Consider the following 18,786-nt stretch of genomic DNA (forward strand, 5'->3'; position numbering starts at 1 on the left):
ACTATGCCGCTGCACCGAGCATGCCCGCGACCCCGCGGCCGGCACCGCCGATGCCCACCGCGGCGCTCGCGCGTCTGCTGCGGCTGTGTCCCTGCCTGTTCAATCAGATCGATGTGGCACCCACACCACGCGCAATCGTCCACTTCTGCGAACTTACCCTGGGCCAAGAAATCACGGCGGCGAACGTGCATGCCGCCTTCATGGTCCAGCACCCGAACCTGCCTCCCGGCTTCAATCCGGGTCCGATCAAATCCTGTGGCAGCGGTGGTGCCATCATGGAGATGCTTTGCAGCGAGGTGCTGACTTCTGCCGGCATCCCGGCCATGTCCCCGGAAACCAGAGGCTGGCCCCAGTGGGAGATGCCGGGGCATGTTCTCCTGAACGAAGGGAAAATGTCGAGCCTCCAGGCACTCGGCGACATCCTGATCCCGTGTGCACCGACCAACCTGATAATCTCGGTCAAGAGCGAGGTGGCGCGCGAACGTCTGCTGTACTCGGCCAATTCGATCGAAGGCATCGGATTCGGCTTCTTCAAGGAGCCGGAGGAGTTCTGGACCAGCTCCAGGATGAGCCTCTACAAGCGAATGGGCTTCACCGCGATCTACATGCCGGACGGCACGCATCAGGCGGTGATGGATCACGTCCTGGCGGCCGGCGAGGAGCGCCACGCGATCAACATCAACGGGACCGAACTGTACCGGCCGCTTTCCGTTTTCGCCACGGACATGCTGCGGGTGATCGGCAGATCGAGTGCTCTGCTATAGCCAAGAGATGGTCGCAGGTGACTAGAACTAAGCAAGTAAGCCACTAACCCACTAAGCGACTAAGCCCACGAGAGTAACCTGTCGTATGGGCGTGCGCGCCCGTACCGGGCCGCGCTCTATCTCCGCTGCGCTCCGATCAAGCCGCCGTGCGGCGTCTTGCCCCATGCGGGTGACGATCGCTCGCGCGGGCGGGGCATGCCCCGCATTGAGGACGCCGGCGTTGCCGGCGAAGATCCTGCCAGGAGGGGAAAGGGAGCGCCGCCCCCTCTCCCCAGCAACGGCAATCAGCCGGGCCGTGGCTCGCTGCGCTGCGCCCGCACCACCCCGGCAGATTCCCGCTGCCCCCCTCTCCCCCGCTGTTCGCCACGAGGCAGGGCCGATGGCCGAGGCCATCGCCCGAGGGCGATTTGAGAAGGGAGACGACGACATGGAGCAGGACAACCGCGAGAGCTGGCTGAACCGGGTTGCGATCGGCATGGCCCCCCTGTTCGACGCGCTGGATGCCCCCTACCCGACCGCATCCGCGTTGCGATCGGCTTCACCAGCGCGGGCCGCAAGGGTAAGGCAATCGGCGAGTGCTGGGACAACCGTCGCAGCGCGGACGGCCATTTCGAAATCTTCATCCGCCCGGACCTTGCGCACGCGCCCGACGCCATGCCGGCGCAGATCGCCGCCATCCTCGCGCATGAGCTGGTTCACGCGGCGGTCGGCATCCCGGCCGGACATGGGAAGGCGTTTAAACGTATCGCGATCGGGCTGGGGCTGGTCGGGCCGATGCGCGCGACGACACCGGGCGATGCCTTCCTTGCCACGGTCGCACCGATCCTCTCCACCGCAGGCCACCTTCCCCATGCACGGCTCGATACGGCCGGCGAGACCACCGCGCCGAGAAAGCAGGCGGCGCGAATGCTCAAATGCGAGTGCCAGACGTGCGGCTACACGGTCAGGACCACGCGCAAGTGGCTGGAGACTGCCGGCGCACCGCTTTGCCCGATCGCGGGCCACGGCTCGATGCGTCATGAAACGCTGGAGCACGAGGACGTGGAACCACAGGATTAGAGATCGATAGGGCTAAGCGACTAAGCGGCTAGACGAATAAGCGACTAATGTCTATTAACCGCTTAGTCGCTTAACAGGAGTCGACCATGAGGACATGGGCCATCATCGCTCAAAAGGGCGGGCAGTCGAAGACGACGCTGGCGACGGGCTTCGCGGTCGAAGCGGCGCGGGAGGGCGCTGCCGTCGTGATCCTCGATGCCGACGACCGACAGGGATCGGCGCTCTACTGGTCCGAGCGGCGCGCGCTCGACGACGTGACGGTGAAGGACAGCAGCGTCGCCGGCCTGCCGCTGCACGTCACGCGAGGCCGGGCCAGCGGCAAGCTCGACCTCATCATCATCGACACGCCGGCGAACTCGAAGGACATCGCCATGCTTGCGGCCGAACAGGCCGATTTCGTCATCATCCCCGTAGCGCCGCGCGGACTGGACGTTCACTCGGTCCTGCAAACGGTCAAGCAGGTGCAGCAGGCCGGAACGCCATTCGCAGTCATCCTGACGCAGGTGCCGCATCAGGGCGGGGAGGGGGAGGAAGCCCGCGCGGGCTTCGCCGCAAAGGGCATCGCGATGTTCGACACCCGCCTTCATTTCCGCAAGGACTATTACCGCGCCACGCCGATCGGCCAGACCGCGGCCGAGCTGGAGCCGGATGGCAAGGCCGCGGCCGAGCTGCGCGCGGCCTATGACGAGGCTAAGCGACTAAGCGGCTATACGACTAAGCCAATAAGCGAGGTGGCGTGATGGCAAGGAAACCGTCAGCACTGGCGGGCATTTTCGATGACGAGCCGGAGGCACCCGCATCCGTGCCGCCGTCGGAGCCGACGCCGGCCCGCGCACCTGCGCGATCGGCATCCACGTCCAGAACCCGGCGCACGGCCGATGCGCCCGCGCCGCAACGTCGGAGCAGCCATCCCGGCAAGAAGCCCGTCCTGATCCATATTCCCGAGGACATGCACCGAACGCTGCGCCAGCTCAGTGTCGAGGAGGGGGGCGAGCCGCTGACCGTCGTGACGGAGCGCCTGTTACGGCAGTATCTCGTGCAGCGGGGCCACGCCAGGTTCGCGCCGTGAGCAAGCGCCGCGATCCCAATCCCGAGTTCGACCTGTTCATCCCGGCGCTGGGCGACCTTCCGCTAAAGGACCAGCGGGAGGTCATGGAGCGGCCGTTCTTTTCGCTCCAGAAGCGCAAGCGGTTGAAGCCGATCGAGTATCGCAGCCCGGACGGCGAGGCGTGGGTGCGCGTGCAGGCCATACCCGACTACGGCATGGCGACGATCTGGGATGCCGATATCCTGATCTGGGCGGCGTCCACCCTGAACAGGATGAAGCAGCAGGGGATCAACGATCTGCCGCGCACACTGACGACGACGCCCTACGACCTGCTACGCGCGATAAAGCGGAGCACCGGCGGCCGGGATTATCAGGAATTGCAGGCAGCGCTTCTCCGGCTCCAGACGACATCGATCACGACCTCAATCCGGGCGACCAAGCGCCGGCAGAAGGCCGGATTCAACTGGCTCGATAGCTGGACGTTCGACACGGACGCCGAGACGGAGCAGCCCCGCGGCATGACGCTGACCCTATCGGATTGGGTCTACGATGGGATCGTGAACGAGAAATCGCTCCTCACCATGCACCCCGATTATTTTCTCTTATCGGGAGGGCTGGAACGCGCGCTCTATCGGATCGCACGCAAGCACGCCGGCACGCAGCGCGGCGGGTGGCTGTGCAGGGTGGAGGTGCTGCGCGACAAGACCGGCAGCGACGCCAAACCCAAGGAGTTCAATCGCATGCTGCGGCGGGCGATCGAGGCCGATCAGCTCCCCGACTATGGCATGGAATTGACCGAGACGACCGACAAAAGCCCAGCCGTGTTATTCCGGCTGCGCGGCGAAGCCGAAGCCCTAGCCTTTGGTGAAAGGATGCGGGCGGAGGAGGAGCGGCACGCCCGCTTCGCCGCCGATCGCCAGCGCGCCGATCAGGTTGATGCTCACATGGACCGGCTTGCAGGCCGACGCTAACTATCGGGGTTTCACCCACCCTCAGTCCAACTATCGGGGGATGACACACCGTAGCGGTGCAGCCGCCGGGCAGCTTCGGGGGCACACGGGATGGCAGGAGGCCGGGTGCCTGTGGATAAGTGACATTCCCGGCAGCTTTTGGGTCGCGAACGGTCGGGGTTTCACACACCTTGGCTTCGGGGTTTCACACACCCCACTATCGGGGGATCACACACCGAATCACGGGGTTTCACCCACCAAGGGTCCGCTTAAGCCGCTGTAATCTAACGGGAAAATTCGCTTTTTTGCGGGCTTAACCTTCTTAACAATTCCTATTTAACAGAATCCTTTAACGTCAGCCCCCGACCACCGCGCGAACAACGAAGGGACCAATGGAATCGGCCTTCGGCCGATACCCCCTTCGTTTCGTGCCGCCTTCGGCGTCACAGGAGCGGCGCAAGCGCCGCGGGCTGGGCGGGAAAGAAGTGGGGACGGATGGCGACGGAATCGCTCGCCACGGCCGCCCAAGCGCGCCGTGAGGGCAGCAGAGGAGCTTTCGGGTAGTTCGGGATGCTTATCGCAGCGAAGGTCGCCAGCAAGGCTTAAATCAAGCCGGATCAAACAGCCCGGCAAACTCGCGCTGATCGTAATAGCGGATTTTCTCGACCGCGAGCGGGTGTTCGCCCTGGCGCAGCAGCAGGAGCTGGTCGGGCCGCATCCGCATGATTTCATCGGGCGTGGCAAGCCGGCGGGCGGAGACGTGTCCGCTGACGCTTTCCGAAGGGCCGGCGCGGTTTTCGCCCCAGCCGGTGCCGCGCGACGTGCTGACGGTATCGTATTCGATCGTGGTGTCGCCGATCGTGCGCGAGAGCATGTCGGCGGTGGCATGATCGTTCACCCCGAACGTCTGGATCACGCCCGCGTTGGACATGAAGGTGCCGGCCCGCTCGCCATAGGTGGCCTTGAGCTGGTGCATGTCCTGAAGGATCGGCCAGAGCTGGAGGCCGTAGCCCGCCATCAGCCCCATCGCACGCTCGACCGGCTCCAGTCGGCCGAGGGCGGCGAACTCGTCCAGCAGGAACAGCACGGGCCGGGCAGGGCGGGCGGTCGATCGCGCCATGTCGGTGACGGCCTGGCTTACCAGCAGCCGCAGCCAGCGGGCATAGGTATCGAGGCGATCGGGCGGGAGCACCAAGAACACGGTAGCGGTCGTGTCCTTCAATCCTGCGAAGGTGAAATCCGACGCGGCCGTGCTGGCGACGATGCGCGGGCTGTCGAGAAAGTGGGTGTGGCGCTGCGCCGAGGACAGCACGCCGGCGGCTTCACGGTCGGACTTGCCGAGCTGGCGGTTGGCGGCGCGGGCGATCAGGCCCCCGGCGCCGGCGCTGTCCTGCATATCGGCCAGCAGCGCGGCGAAGGCGGCAGGGGCGAGCGTCAGCTTGTCGCGCACCGTCGCCAGCACGCGGGCGTCGGCAGGTTCGTGGACGACGGTGTGCAGGATCAGCCCGGCGATCAGCGCCCTGGCTTCCTCGTTCCAGTGGGCTTCGCCTGATTGTCCCGGCGCATCGTGGACCAGCGCATCGGCGAGGGTGTTGGCATCTTCCGCGAGATCGAGGCTGGCAGGATCGAGCCGGTCGAGTGGATTGTAGCGGGCAGGGAGACCTTGCCCCTGGCGGCACGGGCGCGGGCTGTGACGCGGGCATTCTCGCCCTTGGGGTCGATGCAGATCACCGAGCGATCGAGCAGCAGCAGGTTGGGGATGATCGTGCCGACGCCCTTGCCCGAGCGGGTGGGTGCCATCGTCAGCAGATGCGCCGCGCCGTCGTAATGCAGCAGCTTCCCCGATTTCGCCGAGCGGCCGATCAGGAGATCCCCGTTCGCTTCCAGCTTCCGCACATCGGCACGGTCGCCGAACCGGGCGGAGCCGAGCAGTTCGTTCCGCTCGCTGGTAACGCGCCGGTTGTAGCGCCAGGCCAGGAACAGGATTGCGCCGGCCAGCAGGAACGGAATGTCGGTCGCGATCTCGCCATAACCGAAGATGCCCTTGAGCCAGGCGTTGCTCGCCATCAGCACCACGAAGGCGACGAAGACCGCGAACAGGGGTCTGATCCGTCGCCTCGGCATCAGCGCGCCGCCATCGGCGTGACCGGCAGAGACCGGTCGGCGTCGGGATGATCGAGCAGCCGGAGCAGGATTTGCGACACGAGGGGAGGGGGCACGCCCTCATCCAGCATCATCTCGAAAAACGCATCGTCGTTGGGCGTCGGGATCATGTTTTCGATGACCAGGTTGGCGCGCGCGTCGGCCATGTCCTGATGCCACATGGCGATTTCCGCCGACGTGCCGCGCACGAAATCCATCGCGCGCACCTCGCGGCGGATCGCCTCGATATCGAAATCGGCCATCCTCTTATCTCCTCAGAGCCGCAATCCAAACCTAGGCCCCGCCCATGTCATGGCGAGGTACAGCGCGATGGTGAGCAGGCACCCAGCCGTGAGCGCCAGCCAGAACGGTGCGCTGCGATTGAGCATGGCCGGGATCAGCAGAAACATCGGCAGCGAGGGCAGCACGAACCAGAAGGTCGCACCGGCGTGAGCTGCCATGCGGACGGGATCGCGCGTGTCGCGCCAGAGCCAGATCATACCCAGCACGGAAACGAGGGGGAGCGAGGCGACCAGTGCACCGACGCCAGGGCTGCGCTTCGCGATTTCGGAAACGGCGACGATGATGATCGCCGAAATGCCGGCCTTGAGAAGCAGGTAAAAGCACAGGACACCTCAGCTATCGATCAATGGTTCGGCTTCCGCATCGAACGCGCGTTTTCCGCGTCTTTTCCACAACGCCAGCACGTCGCCGGCATCGTCGCCGCGCCCACGTCCAGCGAGATCGAGCAGCGCGCCGTAGAGCGTCGCGCGATCGTCGTCGGTCAGCTCGACCAGCCCCGCTTTCTGGACCAGCCCGCCCAGCTCAATCAGGTGGCGTGTGCGTTCCCGACGCTGCATGACCCAGCCCCTGCTATCCGTGCGTCGTTCCGCCGCTTCCGCCCGCAGCGTCGCGGCCCGGTTCAGCCGCAACGCCCGATCCGTCGATTGCAGCAGCGCCAGCACCCCCCTCGACTTCGATCGGGACAGGTTTGCGCCCGCGCCGTTGAAAGAAGGCCGCGCCCTTCGCGCGCCATGCCTCCTTCGCGCCCGCATCCTTCGACCCGAGCGCATCGAGCAGGACGCCGGCGAGGGTTTCCGCATCGAGCGCGTCGGCCCCGGTCGCCGCGACGAGCTGGCCGAGTTGTTCGACCCGTTTTGCCTTGAGCGCGCGGGCCTTGTCACCCAGCGCCTTCAGTTCGGCATCGTAATCGCGAACCTTCCGCATCGCCGTCACCCTTCCGCGTATCGGTCAGCAGCATCTTAGCGCGTCCAGCATACTGGTAAAGCCGGAACGGGCAGAAAGCGGCACCAAGTCAATCAGGAGATGCGAAGCAGATCGTGAGTGCGCGCTTATACGTCGTTGCCGACGTGCGCTAAGTAGGGCAGTGTGCGAAGCGTCATGGCGATCTACCATTTCTCCGCCAAGGTTGTGAGCCGCGCGAACGGATCGAGCGCCGTTGCGAGCGCTGCCTATCGTTCCGCGTCCGAGCTGCACGATGATCGGCTGAACCGCGATCACGACTTCAGCAACAAGGCCGGTGTGATCCACTCCGAGGTGATGTTGCCAGAGGGCGCACCGGAGCGTTTAAACGACCGCACGACCCTGTGGAACGAGGTGGAGGCCGGTGAGAAGCGCAAGGACGCGCAGCTTGCCCGCGAGGTGGAGTTCTCGATTCCACGCGAAATGAACGAGAAGCAGGGCGTCCAGCTCGCGCGCGATTTTGTGAAGAAGCAGTTTGTCGATCGCGGGATGGTCGCGGACCTGAACGTGCATTGGGACAAGGCGAAGGACGGCACGCCCAAGCCGCACGCGCATGTGATGATGACGATGCGCGACGTGGGGCCGGAGGGGTTCGGGAAGAAGAACCGCGACTGGAACAGTACCGAGCTGTTGAAGGACTGGCGCGAGGCGTGGAGCGCGCACGTCAACGAACGCATGGCGGAGCTGGGGCTTGAGGGTCGCATCGACCATCGCAGTTACGAGGCGCAGGGGATCGGGCTGGAGCCGCAGCACAAGATCGGCCCGGCCGCATCGCGCCGGCCGGAGCAGGGGCTTGAGGCGGAGCGGATCGAGGATCACACGCGCATCGCCCGTGAGAACGGCGCGAAGATCATCGCCGATCCCAATGTCGCGCTGGACGCGATCACGCGCAGCCAAGCGACGTTCACCACCCGCGATCTTGCGACGTTCGCGTTCCGGCACAGCGACGGCAAGGAGCAGTTCGATCAGGTGATGGGGGCGGTGCGCGCCAGCCCCGAGCTGGTCGCATTGGGGAAGGACGGACGCGACCAGGAGCGGTTCACGTCGCGCGACATGATCGCGACCGAGGCGCGGCTGGAGCGCGCCGGTGACGATTTATCGAGGCGTTCGGATCACGGGCTCCCGGCAGCTTCAAACAGGGGGGGTCGGGAGGGCAACCGCGCTGCCGGGAGTGAGGGTATAACGCTCGGCGACGAACAAGTTGCCGCGCTTGAGCATATTTCCCAGCCGAACGGTCTGGCGGCGGTGATCGGCTATGCCGGTACAGGCAAGTCGACGATGCTGGGTGTGGCGCGGCAGGCGTGGGAGGATGCCGGCTACACGGTGCGTGGCGCGGCGCTGTCGGGCATCGCGGCCGAGAACCTCGAGGGCGGATCGGGCATCCGGTCCCGCACCATCGCCAGCCTTGAACACGCATGGGGGCAGGGGCGCGAGCAGCTAGGCCCTAGGGACGTGCTGGTTGTGGATGAGGCCGGCATGATCGGTTCGCGCCAGATGGAGCGCGTGCTGTCTCACGCCCGCGACGCGGGCGCAAAGGTGGTGCTGGTCGGCGATCCCGAGCAGTTGCAGGCGATCGAGGCGGGCGCGGCGTTCCGAGCCATCACCGAGCGGCACGGCGCGGCCGAGATCACCGAGATCAGACGGCAGCGCGAGGATTGGCAGCGCGACGCGACGCGCGCGCTGGCGACGGGACGCACAGCGCAAGCGATCCACGCCTATGACGGCAAGGGCATGGTCCACGCGGCCGACACGCGCTTGGCTGCGCGGGGCGAGCTGGTGGACGGTTGGGATCGTGCCCGTCAGGCCGAACCTGGCAAGAGCCGGATCATCCTCACCCACACCAACGCCGAGGTGCAGAGCCTCAATGGCGAGGCGCGCGACCGGTTGCGCGCATCCGGCGACCTTGGCGACGACGTGACGGTGAAGGCCGAGCGCGGTGAGCGTCAGTTCGCGACCGGCGACCGCATCATGTTCCTGCGCAACGAGCGCGGCATGGGGGTGAAGAACGGCACGCTGGCGACGATCGAGCGGGTATCGCCCGGGGGCATGGCGGTGCGCCTCGATGACGGGCGCGGGGTCGCGTTCGACACGAAGGACTATGCCCATGTCGATCATGGCTATGCGGCGACGTTCCACAAATCGCAGGGCGTGACGGTCGATCGCGCGCACGTCCTCGCTACCCCCGGGATGGACCGCCACAGTGCCTATGTCGGCATGTCGCGGCACCGCGACGACGTGCAGCTTCACTATGGCCGCGACGACTTCGCTGACCAGCGCCAGCTTGTTCGCGCCCTGTCGCGCGAACGCGGCAAGGACATGGCCGGCGACTATGCCCGACCCGAGCAGGACCAGGCGCGCGCGTTCGCCGATCGGCGCGAGATCCGGTTCCCGGAACTCGCGCGTGAAATGGTGGCGAAGGTCCGCGACAAGGCCAAGGGCATGTTCGCCGGCTTCCGGCCGAAGCCGGCGACCGAGAAGGCGACGTCGCCGGAGCGTGTCGCGGCCGATCGGCCGCTGGCACCCTCGCAGGCCCGCGCGATCGAACGCTATGGGCGCGCCGCAGCCGATATAGGCCGGATGCGAGACAAGGGATTGCCGGTGCTGGCGCACCAGGAACAGGCGCTGGCAAAGGCCGGCGACGCGCTCGACCAGGTGCGACCACATGCTGCGCGTGACCTCGCCAGCGCGATCGAGCGCGATCCCCGGCTCGCGCGTGACGCGGCCGAGGGGAACACGGGCGGCGCGGCGAAGGCGATGGAAACCGAGCGCCAGGTCCACATCGACCCGGAGAAGCGCGCGGGCCGGTTCGTGGAGCAGTGGCAGGGCATGAAGGAGGCGCGGGCCAGTATGGAGCGTGCCGGCGACCATGCGGGTGCGGAACGGCTCGGCAAGCGCATGGAGAGCTTCGCGGGCGGGCTGCACCGCGACCCGCAGCTCGAATCCGCGCTGCACCGGCGCGCGCCCGAGCTGGAATTGAAAATGGAGCGCGGCCGATCGATCGCAAACGAGCTGGCGCAGTCGGTCAGCATCGGGCGTGACCGCGACCGTGGCATGAGCCGGTAGGTGACGATGGACGACGATATTCAGGAAGGCGGCGATCCGGCGGAGGCGTTCGACCGGTTGCGTGCCGTGATCGAAGGCCAGGACCGCGAGCTGGCGTTGCTACGCCGTGCCGTGGAGGGCTTGGCGGCCGAGCGGGCGCATATCGACGTTCCCGACTACACCGAGACATTAGGCCGCATACAGCAGGGCGTGGACGCCACGGCCGACCGGATCGCTGTCATCAACGACGTGATCGCGCGAAGTCCGGCGCTGGCGATGACGCCCGACCAAATGGCGCAGCGGATCGCCACAGCGGGCAACGCCGCCCGGCGCGAGGATCAGGCGGCGCTTGCCACGGCAAGGAAAGGCTTGGAGGACGTAACGCGGCAGCTTCATGCCTATGTCGTGTCCGGGCGAACGGGCGACGAGCAAAACCGTTGGCTGGCATGGTCCGCGATCGGCGGTGCGATCATCGGCATCGTGTTGTGGGCGTTGCTCGCGGGACCGATCTTACGAGCCACCCCGGATCGCTGGCGTTTGCCTGAGAGCACGGCAGCGCGGATACTTGGCGGATCGGCATGGGAGGGTGCGCGCCGGCTAGCGACGACGAACGGGGTCGATACTTGGAACGCGATGGTGACGGGCGCGGCGATCGGCCAAGGCAACGAGGATGCGCTTGAGCGATGCCAGCGGGAAGCGAAGAAAGCGGGTGAGCCGGTGCGATGCACGGTCAGGATCAAACCTGAGAAACGGAAGGCCACGCAATAACGAGCAGAGGGGGGTGAGCGGCCTCTGGCAAAAGCAGCTATCAGGACCAGTCGCACCTAGGGTCAGGACTTCATGACCAAGCCTGATCATCTCTCGAGCCCAGTGATGAGCGCTGCCACAAGCTTCCATCACGACCAAGGCGGGAGGCTGTTTGGCCATGAACTCGGAGAAGCTTTGGCGTGACAGCTTTTTGCGGAACCTTGGCTCTCCGGTCATCGATGCCCCGTGAACCTGAAAAACAGCCTTTGCCAGATCCACGCCAATCATCGTCTCGTTCATCATGGTCGCCGTCCTCTCCGCTAAGCTTGAGCACTTCCTGGCATAATGCGATGCCGTCCGGGGGGGCGGCAACCACCCCATCTCGTTGATCAAAGCCAGAAGATGACAGTGGCAGCGAGGGCGATGGCGGACAAGAAGACCGTCGGACACCTGTCGTAGCGGGTCGCAACGCGGCGCCAGTCCTTCAGCCGTCCGAACATGATCTCGATACGGCTACGGCGCCTGTAGCGGCGTTTGTCGTATTTGATGGGCTCGAGCCGAGACTTCCGACCTGGGATGCATGGCTGGATGCCCTTGGCCTGCAAGGCATCCCTGAACCAGTCGGCGTCGTAACCGCGGTCGCCGAGCAGCCATTGCGCCTTGGGCAGATCGTCGAGCAATGCGGCCGCACCGGTGTAGTCGCTGACCTGTCCGGCGGTCATGAAGAAGCTGAGCGGACGGCCGTTTGCGTCGGTCACGGCATGGAGCTTCGTGTTCATGCCACCTTTGGTGCGACCAATCAGGCGCCCGAGATCCCCTTTTTAACCCGCAGGCTCGATGCCGTGCGGTGCGCCTTCAGATACGTCGCGTCGATCATGACGGTCTTTGGGTCGGCATCAGCGGCAGCCAGACCTTCCATCATGCGGAGGAACACACCCATCTCACCCCACCGTTTCCAGCGATTGTAGAGCGTCTTGTGCGGGCCGTAGTCGCTGGGCGCATCACGCCAGCGCAGCCCATTGCGGTTCACGAAAACGATGCCGCTCAACACCCGCCGGTCGTCAACTCGCGGCTTGCCATGGCTCTTTGGGAAATATGGCCGCAGGCGTGCCATCTGCTCGTCCGTTAGCCAGTACAGGTCGCTCATCCTCAGTCTCCTCACGGAGCCTGAATCAGATCGCGCCTCTCACATCAATGGGTCCTGACCCTAACAATGCAAAGATGTTTACGCAGATCACCTCTTGGACGCGCCGTAACCGATCGAATTGAGGGCTTCGCGGACCGCGTCCATCGCACTGGGATCGTCTATCGTGGCGGGAAGAGCCACTGCCTCATCATCGGCGACGCGGCGGATCGCTGCGCGGAGGATCTTGCCTGATCGTGTCTTAGGCAGCAGCCGCGTGACCACTACAGACTTGAAGGCGGCGACCGGCCCGAGTTCGTTGCGCACCCGCTCCACGACTTCGCGACATACCGTGTCGTCGCTCCGATCGACACCGGTCTTTAGCACCACCAATCCCACCGGGACCATGCCCTTCAGTTCGTCGGCCGCGCCGATCACTGCACATTCGGCGACATCGGGATGGGCCGCGATGATCTGCTCGATGCCGCCGGTCGACAGCCGGTGGCCTGCGACGTTGATGATGTCGTCGATGCGGCTCATCACATGGACAAAGCCTCCGGCGTCAATCAAGCCCGCGTCACCGGTGGTGTAGTATCCCGGGTGAGCCTCCAGATAGGAGGCGCGGAACTGCTCGGCCCGCTGCCACAAGGTCGTGAGTGCGCCCGGCGCGAGTGGAAGGCGGATGACGATGTCGCCCGTCTCGCCGATCGCCACCAACCTGCCGTCCGGGCCCAATACCTCGAAGTGGTTGCCGGGCACCGGCCTGCCCGCACTGCCATGCCGCGTTTTCGTCTCGCCAAGGCCCAGGCAGATCGCCAGCGCCGGCCAACCCAGTTCGGTCTGCCACCAGTGATCGATGACCGGGACGTTCAACATCGCCTCCGCCCAACGGAGCGTGTCCGGATCGGCGCGCTCGCCGGCCAGGAACAGAGCGCGCAGGCTGCCAATACCATCCGCCGCTACATGCTTGCCATCGGGATCGTCGCGCTTGATCGCACGGATCGCAGTCGGCGCGGTGAACAGCACGCTGACACCGTGGTCGCGAATGACACGCCAGAAGGCTCCGGCGTCGGGCGTCCCGACCGGTTTGCCCTCGTAGAGCACGGTGGTGCAACCGCAGAACAGCGGCGCATAGACGATATAGCTGTGGCCCACCGCCCAGCCGATGTCCGAAGCAGACCAGAAGGTCTCACCCGGTTGCACGCCATAGATGTTCGGCAGGCTCCAGCTTAGTGCAACCGCATGGCCGCCATTGTCATGAACGACACCCTTCGGGATGCCGGTCGTACCGGAGGTGTAGAGGATGTAGAGTGGATCGCCCGAAGCCACCGTCACGCAATCGGCATGCGGTGCTGCGGCGACCGCCTCGGTCCAATCGATATCACGCCCCGGCATGAGAAGCGCGGTGCATTGCGGCCTCTGGAGCACGATGCAGCTATCCGGCTTGTGCGTGGAAAGCGCGATCGCGTCATCCAGCAGCGGCTTGTAGGCGACGACCCGCCCAGGCTCGAGACCACAGGAGGCGGTGAGCACTAGCTTGGGGGTCGCGTCCTCAATGCGTTTGGCTAGCTCGGCCGCAGCGAATCCGCCGAACACCACCGCGTGGATCGCGCCGAGCCGCGCACAGGCGAGCATTGCGAACACTGCCTCGGGTACCATCGGCATATAGACCAGCACCCGGTCACCAGCCTCAACTCCCTGCGTAACCATCATGCCTGCGACACGCCCGACATGATCGTATAGTTCTAGGTAAGTGAAACGGCGGACCGATTCCGTCATCGCGCTGTCGTAGATCAGCGCGAGCTGATCGCCGCGTCCGGCGGCGACGTGTCGATCGAGTGCGTTGTAGCAGCTGTTCAGCTTACCGTCGGGGAACCAGTGCCAGGTGCCATCGGGCTCGACTGCGGCGGCACGGCGCGGTTCAGCAATCCAATCGACAGCGCGAGCAGCTTCCAGCCAGAAGGCTTCGGGCTCCGCAATGCTGCGGCGATAGACATCGGCATAGTCGCGAGCGTTCGTTTGGCCCATCACTGTCATTCTCTGCCCGATCTCAACGGTCAGGCCGCCCGCTCGCGCAACATGTCCAGCGCAACATCGACGATCATGTCCTCTTGTCCACCGATCATCTTACGTCGGCCGAGTTCGACTAAGATTGTGCGAGTATCGAGCCCATAATCTGCCGCGGCCTTCTCGGCATGACGCAGAAAGGACGAATAGACCCCGGCATAGCCCAATGCGAGCGTTTCGCGATCTACCCGGACCGGCCGATCCTGCAACGGTCGAACAAGATCCTCGGCAGCATCCATCAGCTTCATGACATTGCAGCCATGGTCCCAGCCCTTGCGGTCGGCCGCCGCGACGAAAACCTCGAGCGGCGCATTGCCCGCTCCCGCGCCCATCCCCGCCAGGCTCGCGTCGATGCGGATGGCTCCCTCCTGCGCGGCGACGATCGAATTGGCGACGCCGAGAGACAGGTTATGATGCGCGTGCATGCCGCGCTCGGTTTCGGGCTTGAGCACGCGATCATAGGCCTTGAGGCGCGCACGCACGCCGTCCATGTCGAGCGCGCCGCCGCTATCAGTCACATAGACGCACTGCGCGCCGTAGCTTTCCATCAGCAGCGCTTGGCTGGCCAGCGCGTCGGGTTCGACCATGTGGCTCATCATCAGAAAGCCAGACACATCCATGCCGAGATCGCGGGCGATGCCGATATGCTGTTTCGAGACGTCGGCCTCGGTGCAGTGTGTCGCAACACGGACCGACCGTACGCCTAGTTCATAGGCCCGGCGGAGTTCGTCGACTGTGCCGACGCCTGGCAGGATTAGCGTGGTCAGCACCGAATTGGTCAGAACCTCTGCGACCGCTTCCAGCCATTCCCAATCGGTGTGCGCGCCGAAGCCGTAGTTGAAGCTCGCGCCCGACAATCCATCGCCATGCGCCACCTCAATCGCATCGACCCCGGCTTCATCGAGCGCCTTGGCGATGCTGCGTACATGGTCGAGTCCGTACATATGCTTGATGGCATGCATACCGTCGCGCAGCGTCACGTCCTGGATGTAGATCTTCTGGGTGTTTACGTCGAACGTCATGCTGCGGCCCTCCGGTCCATGATCTTCTGCGCCAGCAGTTCGCCGGTCGCCTTGGCAGCAGCCGTCATGATGTCGAGATTGCCCGAGTAGCTCGGCAGATAATCGCCCGCACCCTCAACCTCGAGATAGATCGAGGTCTTTACGCCGGTGAATTCGCCAAGGCCCGGGATCTTGAGCTTGCTGTTGTCGCCATAGCGCTCGAACTGGACTTCCTGCTTGAGGCGATAGCCCGGCACATAGCCCTGAACCTTGGCGACCATCGCCTCGACCGAAGCGCGGATCGCGTCCTCGTCTGCGCCTTCCGATAGCGTGAACACCGTATCGCGCATGATCATCGGCGGCTCGGCGGGATTTAAGATGATGATCGCCTTGCCCTGCGCGGCACCGCCGACTCGTTCGATTGCACGGGAGGTGGTACGAGTGAATTCGTCAATATTTGCGCGGGTACCTGGTCCGGCCGATCTCGACGACACGGACGCCACGATCTCTGCGTAATGTACCTTCGCGACCTGGCTGACGGCCGCCACCATGGGGATAGTCGCTTGCCCGCCGCACGTCACCATATTGACGTTGGGCGCGTCGAGATTAGCCTGCATGTTCACCGGCGGAATCGTGAACGGGCCGAGCGCTGCAGGTGTCAGGTCAATGACCTGCTTGCCATCGGCACGCAACCGGGCGTCATGTACCTTATGCGCATAGGCGGAGGTTGCATCGAAAACGATGCCAATCTCGGGATAGTCTGCCATCTTGACGAGACCCTCGAGACCTTCATGCGTGGTTGCCACACCGCGTGCCTTCGCCATCGCCAGGCCCTCTGACGCCGCGTCGATGCCGACAACCGCCACAAGCTCCATATTTTGCGGATATTTGATCATCTTGATCATCAGGTCGGTGCCGATATTGCCCGAACCAATGATCGCCGCCTTGACCTTCGTGCTCATGATTTCGTCCCATATTCGAAGGCGCAGGTGCCGATGCCGCCGATGCGGGTGCGAACCTGATCGCCGGGAGTGAGTGCGACCATCGGGCCAAGAGCGCCCGACAGGATGATGTCACCGGCCTTGAGCGCCTCTCCGCGCGCGGAGAGCGTTCGCGCGAGCCACTGGACGGCATTGAGCGGATGACCGAGGCATGCGGCACCAGCACCCAGCGATGCGATTGCGCCGTTGATCTCCATCACCATGCCGCAACTGTAGAGATCAAGGTCGCGTAATAGCCGGTGGTCGGTACCGAGCACAAAGAACGCCGAAGAGCCGTTGTCAGCAACCGTATCGGCGAAGGCGATCTTCCAGTCCGCGATGCGGCTATCGACAATCTCGATCGCCGCGACCGCATAGTCGACCGCTGATGTGAGCGTCTCGATCGACACATCCGGATCATCCACATCGCGCGCCATTACGAAGGCGATCTCCGCCTCGGCTTTAGGCTGGATGGCCTTGGCCGGATCGAGCCTGCCGCCATCGGGAATCTGCATGTCCTCGAACAACGCGCCGAGGTCCGGCCGATCGACGCCGAGTTGGGCCTGGACCGCCTTCGCGGTCAGCCCGATTTTGCGCCCGATCAGCCGGCGACCCTGATCCTGCCACAGGCGTGTGTTGATCGCCTGGACGGCATAGGCCCCGTCGATATCGACGGGCTCAAGCAGTTCACGCAATGGGGAAATCGGTACCCCCAAATAAGCTTCGCGCAGCGCCCGGGCCGCAGTCTCATAATCTTTTGCCATGGACGAAGCGTAGGTTTCGATCGGAGACCGGTCAAATCATGCTTGCCGACATATCCCATAGCGTGAGAAGTAGCCTTATGATCAAAACTAGAACAGAACCACCGCAAACCTTGATCAAATCGCTTTCGCTGCTGGCCCGTATCCTGGAGGACGATGGCGGCCGTTCGCTATCAGGGGTGGCGGTCGAAGCTGGGATTCCACTGTCCACCGCACACCGCCTGGCGGTCGGGTTCGAGAAGAGTGGCTTCCTGCTCCGTGTCGGCCGTGGCCAATATGTCGCTGGGCCGGTCTTGTCCCGGATCGCCGCTGCACGGCGCGACTGGGGAAGCTTCGCCTCACGGGTGGCCCGACCGCTCCTAAAAGAGCTCTATCGCCGAACGGGCAAGACCGTTCATTTTGGCATCTTCGAGGACAATATGATGACTTACCTGGTCAAGATCGGTGATCCTCGCTGCGTTATGATCTCACGGCAGGGTATGCAGTTGGAGGCCTATTGCTCAGGCATCGGCAAGGCGCTGCTGGCGAATCTGCCGCAGAAGGAGCGGGAAGCCTATCTGGCAGCGGGCCCATTCGTCGGCCTGACGTCGAAGACGATTACCTCGGCCACCGAACTGGCACGCGAACTTGCGGATATCCGCGAGCGCGGCTATGCCATCGACGATGGCGAGATCACCCCGGGGCTGATATGCATTGCGGTCCCGATCGGAAGCGAACAGGGAGTGTTAGCTGCTATTTCCCTGATCGTGACCCATATCGGCGAGCCATGCATACCGACCGACTTCCTGCCGCCGCTGATCGAAACTGCACGCGTGATCGAATCGCGGCTATTTCCCTATCGGAGCTGCACATGAACGGCTTGAATCAGGTCATATAAACACTTGCTCGATGAATGCAGGTGGGGCGATGTAGCCAGCAGCACCGATCTCTGTACATGACGCTTCCGCCGCCGCATGAGATGCGCCGAGTTTGTATGAACTGCACGAGTACAGAACTTTACTACGAAACCCTGCCGGGGACCCTCAATCTTCGGGCCGGACTCTAGCTCCAAATGGAGGAAAAAACGGGGTCAGGTCAATACCTATACAAGTCGCCTGATGCAGTACCGTCGTCCAGCGATTCCATCCTCAGGTTGTTCACGACAATCGCGCGGATGGCTATTTTCAGTAGCTTGCCGGTCGCGGTATGCGGCAGCTCATCGACGACCACCACATCGTCCGGAATACTCCATTTAGGAACCTTGCCCGTGTACAGGTCTACCATGTCCTGAGTTGAGAAATTCATCTCCGGGTTAAGCTGCACGACGAGCACCGGGCGCTCGCCCCAACGCTCGTCCGGCTTGGCGACGACAGCAGCCTCTTTGATGGCCGGATGGGCCTGAGCGATATTCTCCAGCTCGATCGAGCTGATCCATTCGCCGCCGGATTTCACCACATCCTTGGTGCGGTCGACGATCTGGACGAAACCATCGGCATCCATGGTTACAACGTCGCCTGTGTCGAACCAGCCCTCGGCCGCGTGCGCGTGGCTGATGGGGCTGTTGAAATAGCTAGCGGCTACCCAGGGGCCGCGTACGAGCATCGAACCGAAGCTGTTGCCGTCCCTCGCGATCGGCTCACCCTCGGCGCCTATGATGCAGAACTCCATGCCGAAAAGCGGTCTTCCCTGCTTGGCCTGCAGCGACAGCTTCTGTTCGGCCGGTAGTCCTTCGTGCTTCGTTTTCAACGTCGCGGCGAGGCCGATCGGGCTGGTCTCGGTCATGCCCCACACATGCCGGACCATGACACCTTGGTTCTGGAAGCGACTGATCATGATCGAAGGCGAAGCGGAACCCCCGAT

18 protein-coding genes and 2 pseudogenes are annotated in these 18,786 nt (G+C 64.2%); 8 read left to right on the top strand and 12 right to left on the bottom strand.

All coding sequences use genetic code 11. The features are described from left to right. The 5 genes and pseudogenes from EJC47_RS19590 to EJC47_RS19610 all read left to right on the top strand — a co-directional run. Positions 1-764: hypothetical protein (locus EJC47_RS19590; RefSeq protein ID WP_221885194.1), on the top strand; the 764-nt coding region annotated here is incomplete at its 5' end. A gap of 427 nt (positions 765-1,191) precedes the next feature. Then, a pseudogene (locus EJC47_RS19595) lies at positions 1,192-1,823 on the top strand (transcription elongation protein SprT). An 86-nt stretch (positions 1,824-1,909) separates the two neighbouring features. Further along, on the top strand, positions 1,910-2,563 hold the full coding sequence (locus EJC47_RS19600) for a ParA family protein (RefSeq protein ID WP_126849400.1): 654 nt from the start codon (positions 1,910-1,912) through the stop codon (positions 2,561-2,563). After that, positions 2,563-2,892, top strand: a complete 330-nt coding sequence (locus EJC47_RS19605; protein WP_126849401.1) for a hypothetical protein — start codon at positions 2,563-2,565, stop codon at positions 2,890-2,892. The genes EJC47_RS19600 and EJC47_RS19605 overlap by 1 nt, the downstream gene beginning before the upstream one ends. Then, positions 2,889-3,842 carry a replication initiator protein A gene (locus EJC47_RS19610; RefSeq protein ID WP_126849402.1) on the top strand — a complete coding sequence of 318 codons (954 nt, stop codon included), beginning with the start codon at positions 2,889-2,891 and terminating at the stop codon, positions 3,840-3,842. Before EJC47_RS19605 ends, EJC47_RS19610 begins: the two co-directional genes overlap by 4 nt. 586 nt (positions 3,843-4,428) lie before the next feature. Here EJC47_RS19610 and EJC47_RS19615 read toward each other — a convergent pair. The 6 genes and pseudogenes from EJC47_RS19615 to EJC47_RS19635 all read right to left on the bottom strand — a co-directional run bounded on the left by EJC47_RS19615 (position 4,429) and on the right by EJC47_RS19635 (position 7,190). Beyond that, a complete protein-coding gene (locus EJC47_RS19615) occupies positions 4,429-5,547 on the bottom strand; it encodes a type IV secretory system conjugative DNA transfer family protein (RefSeq protein ID WP_409574496.1) in 1,119 nt (372 codons plus the stop codon). Beyond that, positions 5,544-5,945, bottom strand: a pseudogene (locus EJC47_RS21605) (type IV secretory system conjugative DNA transfer family protein); the annotation flags it as partial. The gene EJC47_RS19615 and the pseudogene EJC47_RS21605, both read right to left, overlap by 4 nt. Further along, positions 5,945-6,226 (bottom strand): hypothetical protein, encoded by a 282-nt coding sequence (locus EJC47_RS19620; RefSeq protein WP_126849403.1) that lies wholly within the window; start codon positions 6,224-6,226, stop codon positions 5,945-5,947. The pseudogene EJC47_RS21605 and the gene EJC47_RS19620, both read right to left, overlap by 1 nt. 12 nt (positions 6,227-6,238) lie before the next feature. Then, the gene (locus EJC47_RS19625; protein ID WP_126849404.1) at positions 6,239-6,592 is read right to left on the bottom strand and encodes a DUF3147 family protein; all 354 of its coding nucleotides are present in this window, start codon (positions 6,590-6,592) and stop codon (positions 6,239-6,241) included. Positions 6,593-6,598: 6 nt separating this feature from the next. After that, positions 6,599-6,823: a conjugal transfer protein TraD gene (locus EJC47_RS19630; protein ID WP_126849405.1), complete on the bottom strand. Its 225-nt coding sequence runs from the start codon at positions 6,821-6,823 to the stop codon at positions 6,599-6,601. Positions 6,824-6,836: 13 nt separating this feature from the next. Beyond that, positions 6,837-7,190 carry a conjugal transfer protein TraD gene (locus tag EJC47_RS19635; RefSeq protein ID WP_126849406.1) on the bottom strand — a complete coding sequence of 118 codons (354 nt, stop codon included), beginning with the start codon at positions 7,188-7,190 and terminating at the stop codon, positions 6,837-6,839. Between the two features lie 174 nt (positions 7,191-7,364). On the opposite strand from EJC47_RS19635, the gene traA reads away from it, so the two are divergent. Both traA and EJC47_RS19645 read left to right on the top strand, forming a co-directional pair. After that, a complete protein-coding gene (traA, locus tag EJC47_RS19640; RefSeq protein WP_126849407.1) occupies positions 7,365-10,289 on the top strand; it encodes a Ti-type conjugative transfer relaxase TraA in 2,925 nt (974 codons plus the stop codon). Between the two features lie 6 nt (positions 10,290-10,295). Further along, the gene (locus EJC47_RS19645; RefSeq protein WP_126849413.1) at positions 10,296-11,036 is read left to right on the top strand and encodes a DUF6118 family protein; all 741 of its coding nucleotides are present in this window, start codon (positions 10,296-10,298) and stop codon (positions 11,034-11,036) included. A gap of 368 nt (positions 11,037-11,404) precedes the next feature. Here the strand turns inward: EJC47_RS19645 and EJC47_RS19655 are convergent. From EJC47_RS19655 to EJC47_RS19675, 5 genes are all read right to left on the bottom strand, one after another. Next, positions 11,405-12,162 (bottom strand): IS5 family transposase gene (locus EJC47_RS19655; protein WP_126849408.1). Its coding sequence is split into 2 segments (ribosomal slippage): positions 11,405-11,829 and positions 11,829-12,162, totalling 759 coding nucleotides; the frame shifts between segments, so codons are not numbered across the junction. Positions 12,163-12,249: 87 nt separating this feature from the next. After that, positions 12,250-14,166 (bottom strand): AMP-binding protein, encoded by a 1,917-nt coding sequence (locus EJC47_RS19660; RefSeq protein ID WP_126849414.1) that lies wholly within the window; start codon positions 14,164-14,166, stop codon positions 12,250-12,252. 29 nt (positions 14,167-14,195) lie between these two features. Further along, positions 14,196-15,227 (bottom strand): 4-hydroxy-2-oxovalerate aldolase, encoded by a 1,032-nt coding sequence (gene dmpG / locus EJC47_RS19665; RefSeq protein ID WP_126849409.1) that lies wholly within the window; start codon positions 15,225-15,227, stop codon positions 14,196-14,198. After that, positions 15,224-16,168, bottom strand: a complete 945-nt coding sequence (locus EJC47_RS19670) for an acetaldehyde dehydrogenase (acetylating) (protein ID WP_126849410.1) — start codon at positions 16,166-16,168, stop codon at positions 15,224-15,226. The genes dmpG and EJC47_RS19670 overlap by 4 nt, the downstream gene beginning before the upstream one ends. Then, on the bottom strand, positions 16,165-16,950 hold the full coding sequence (locus tag EJC47_RS19675; RefSeq protein ID WP_126849411.1) for a 2-keto-4-pentenoate hydratase: 786 nt from the start codon (positions 16,948-16,950) through the stop codon (positions 16,165-16,167). Before EJC47_RS19675 ends, EJC47_RS19670 begins: the two co-directional genes overlap by 4 nt. 77 nt (positions 16,951-17,027) lie before the next feature. Between EJC47_RS19675 and EJC47_RS19680 the strand changes: the two genes are divergently transcribed. Further along, entirely contained in the window at positions 17,028-17,801 is a 774-nt protein-coding gene (locus EJC47_RS19680; RefSeq protein ID WP_126849412.1) for an IclR family transcriptional regulator, read from the top strand. Between the two features lie 220 nt (positions 17,802-18,021). Here EJC47_RS19680 and EJC47_RS19685 read toward each other — a convergent pair. Further along, positions 18,022-18,786 (bottom strand): AMP-binding enzyme (locus EJC47_RS19685; RefSeq protein WP_148110561.1); only part of this gene is annotated, 765 nt, incomplete at its 5' end.

It is taken from the genome of Sphingomonas sp. TF3 (genome assembly GCF_003985085.1).
Lineage (GTDB): Bacteria > Pseudomonadota > Alphaproteobacteria > Sphingomonadales > Sphingomonadaceae > Sphingomonas.

What these genes read in the sequence shown, in the direction of transcription:
- EJC47_RS19620 (WP_126849403.1), bottom strand. Translation starts at nt 6,226, where the DNA reads ATGGCCGATTTCGATATCGAGGCGATCCGCCGCGAGGTGCGCGCGATG.
- EJC47_RS19660 (WP_126849414.1), bottom strand. Translation starts at nt 14,166, where the DNA reads ATGGGCCAAACGAACGCTCGCGACTATGCCGATGTCTATCGCCGCAGC.
- EJC47_RS19630 (WP_126849405.1), bottom strand. Translation starts at nt 6,823, where the DNA reads ATGCAGCGTCGGGAACGCACACGCCACCTGATTGAGCTGGGCGGGCTG.
- EJC47_RS19600 (WP_126849400.1), top strand. Translation starts at nt 1,910, where the DNA reads ATGAGGACATGGGCCATCATCGCTCAAAAGGGCGGGCAGTCGAAGACG.
- traA (WP_126849407.1), top strand. Translation starts at nt 7,365, where the DNA reads ATGGCGATCTACCATTTCTCCGCCAAGGTTGTGAGCCGCGCGAACGGA.
- EJC47_RS19605 (WP_126849401.1), top strand. Translation starts at nt 2,563, where the DNA reads ATGGCAAGGAAACCGTCAGCACTGGCGGGCATTTTCGATGACGAGCCG.
- EJC47_RS19645 (WP_126849413.1), top strand. Translation starts at nt 10,296, where the DNA reads ATGGACGACGATATTCAGGAAGGCGGCGATCCGGCGGAGGCGTTCGAC.
- EJC47_RS19670 (WP_126849410.1), bottom strand. Translation starts at nt 16,168, where the DNA reads ATGAGCACGAAGGTCAAGGCGGCGATCATTGGTTCGGGCAATATCGGC.
- EJC47_RS19680 (WP_126849412.1), top strand. Translation starts at nt 17,028, where the DNA reads ATGATCAAAACTAGAACAGAACCACCGCAAACCTTGATCAAATCGCTT.
- dmpG (WP_126849409.1), bottom strand. Translation starts at nt 15,227, where the DNA reads ATGACGTTCGACGTAAACACCCAGAAGATCTACATCCAGGACGTGACG.
- EJC47_RS19675 (WP_126849411.1), bottom strand. Translation starts at nt 16,950, where the DNA reads ATGGCAAAAGATTATGAGACTGCGGCCCGGGCGCTGCGCGAAGCTTAT.
- EJC47_RS19635 (WP_126849406.1), bottom strand. Translation starts at nt 7,190, where the DNA reads ATGCGGAAGGTTCGCGATTACGATGCCGAACTGAAGGCGCTGGGTGAC.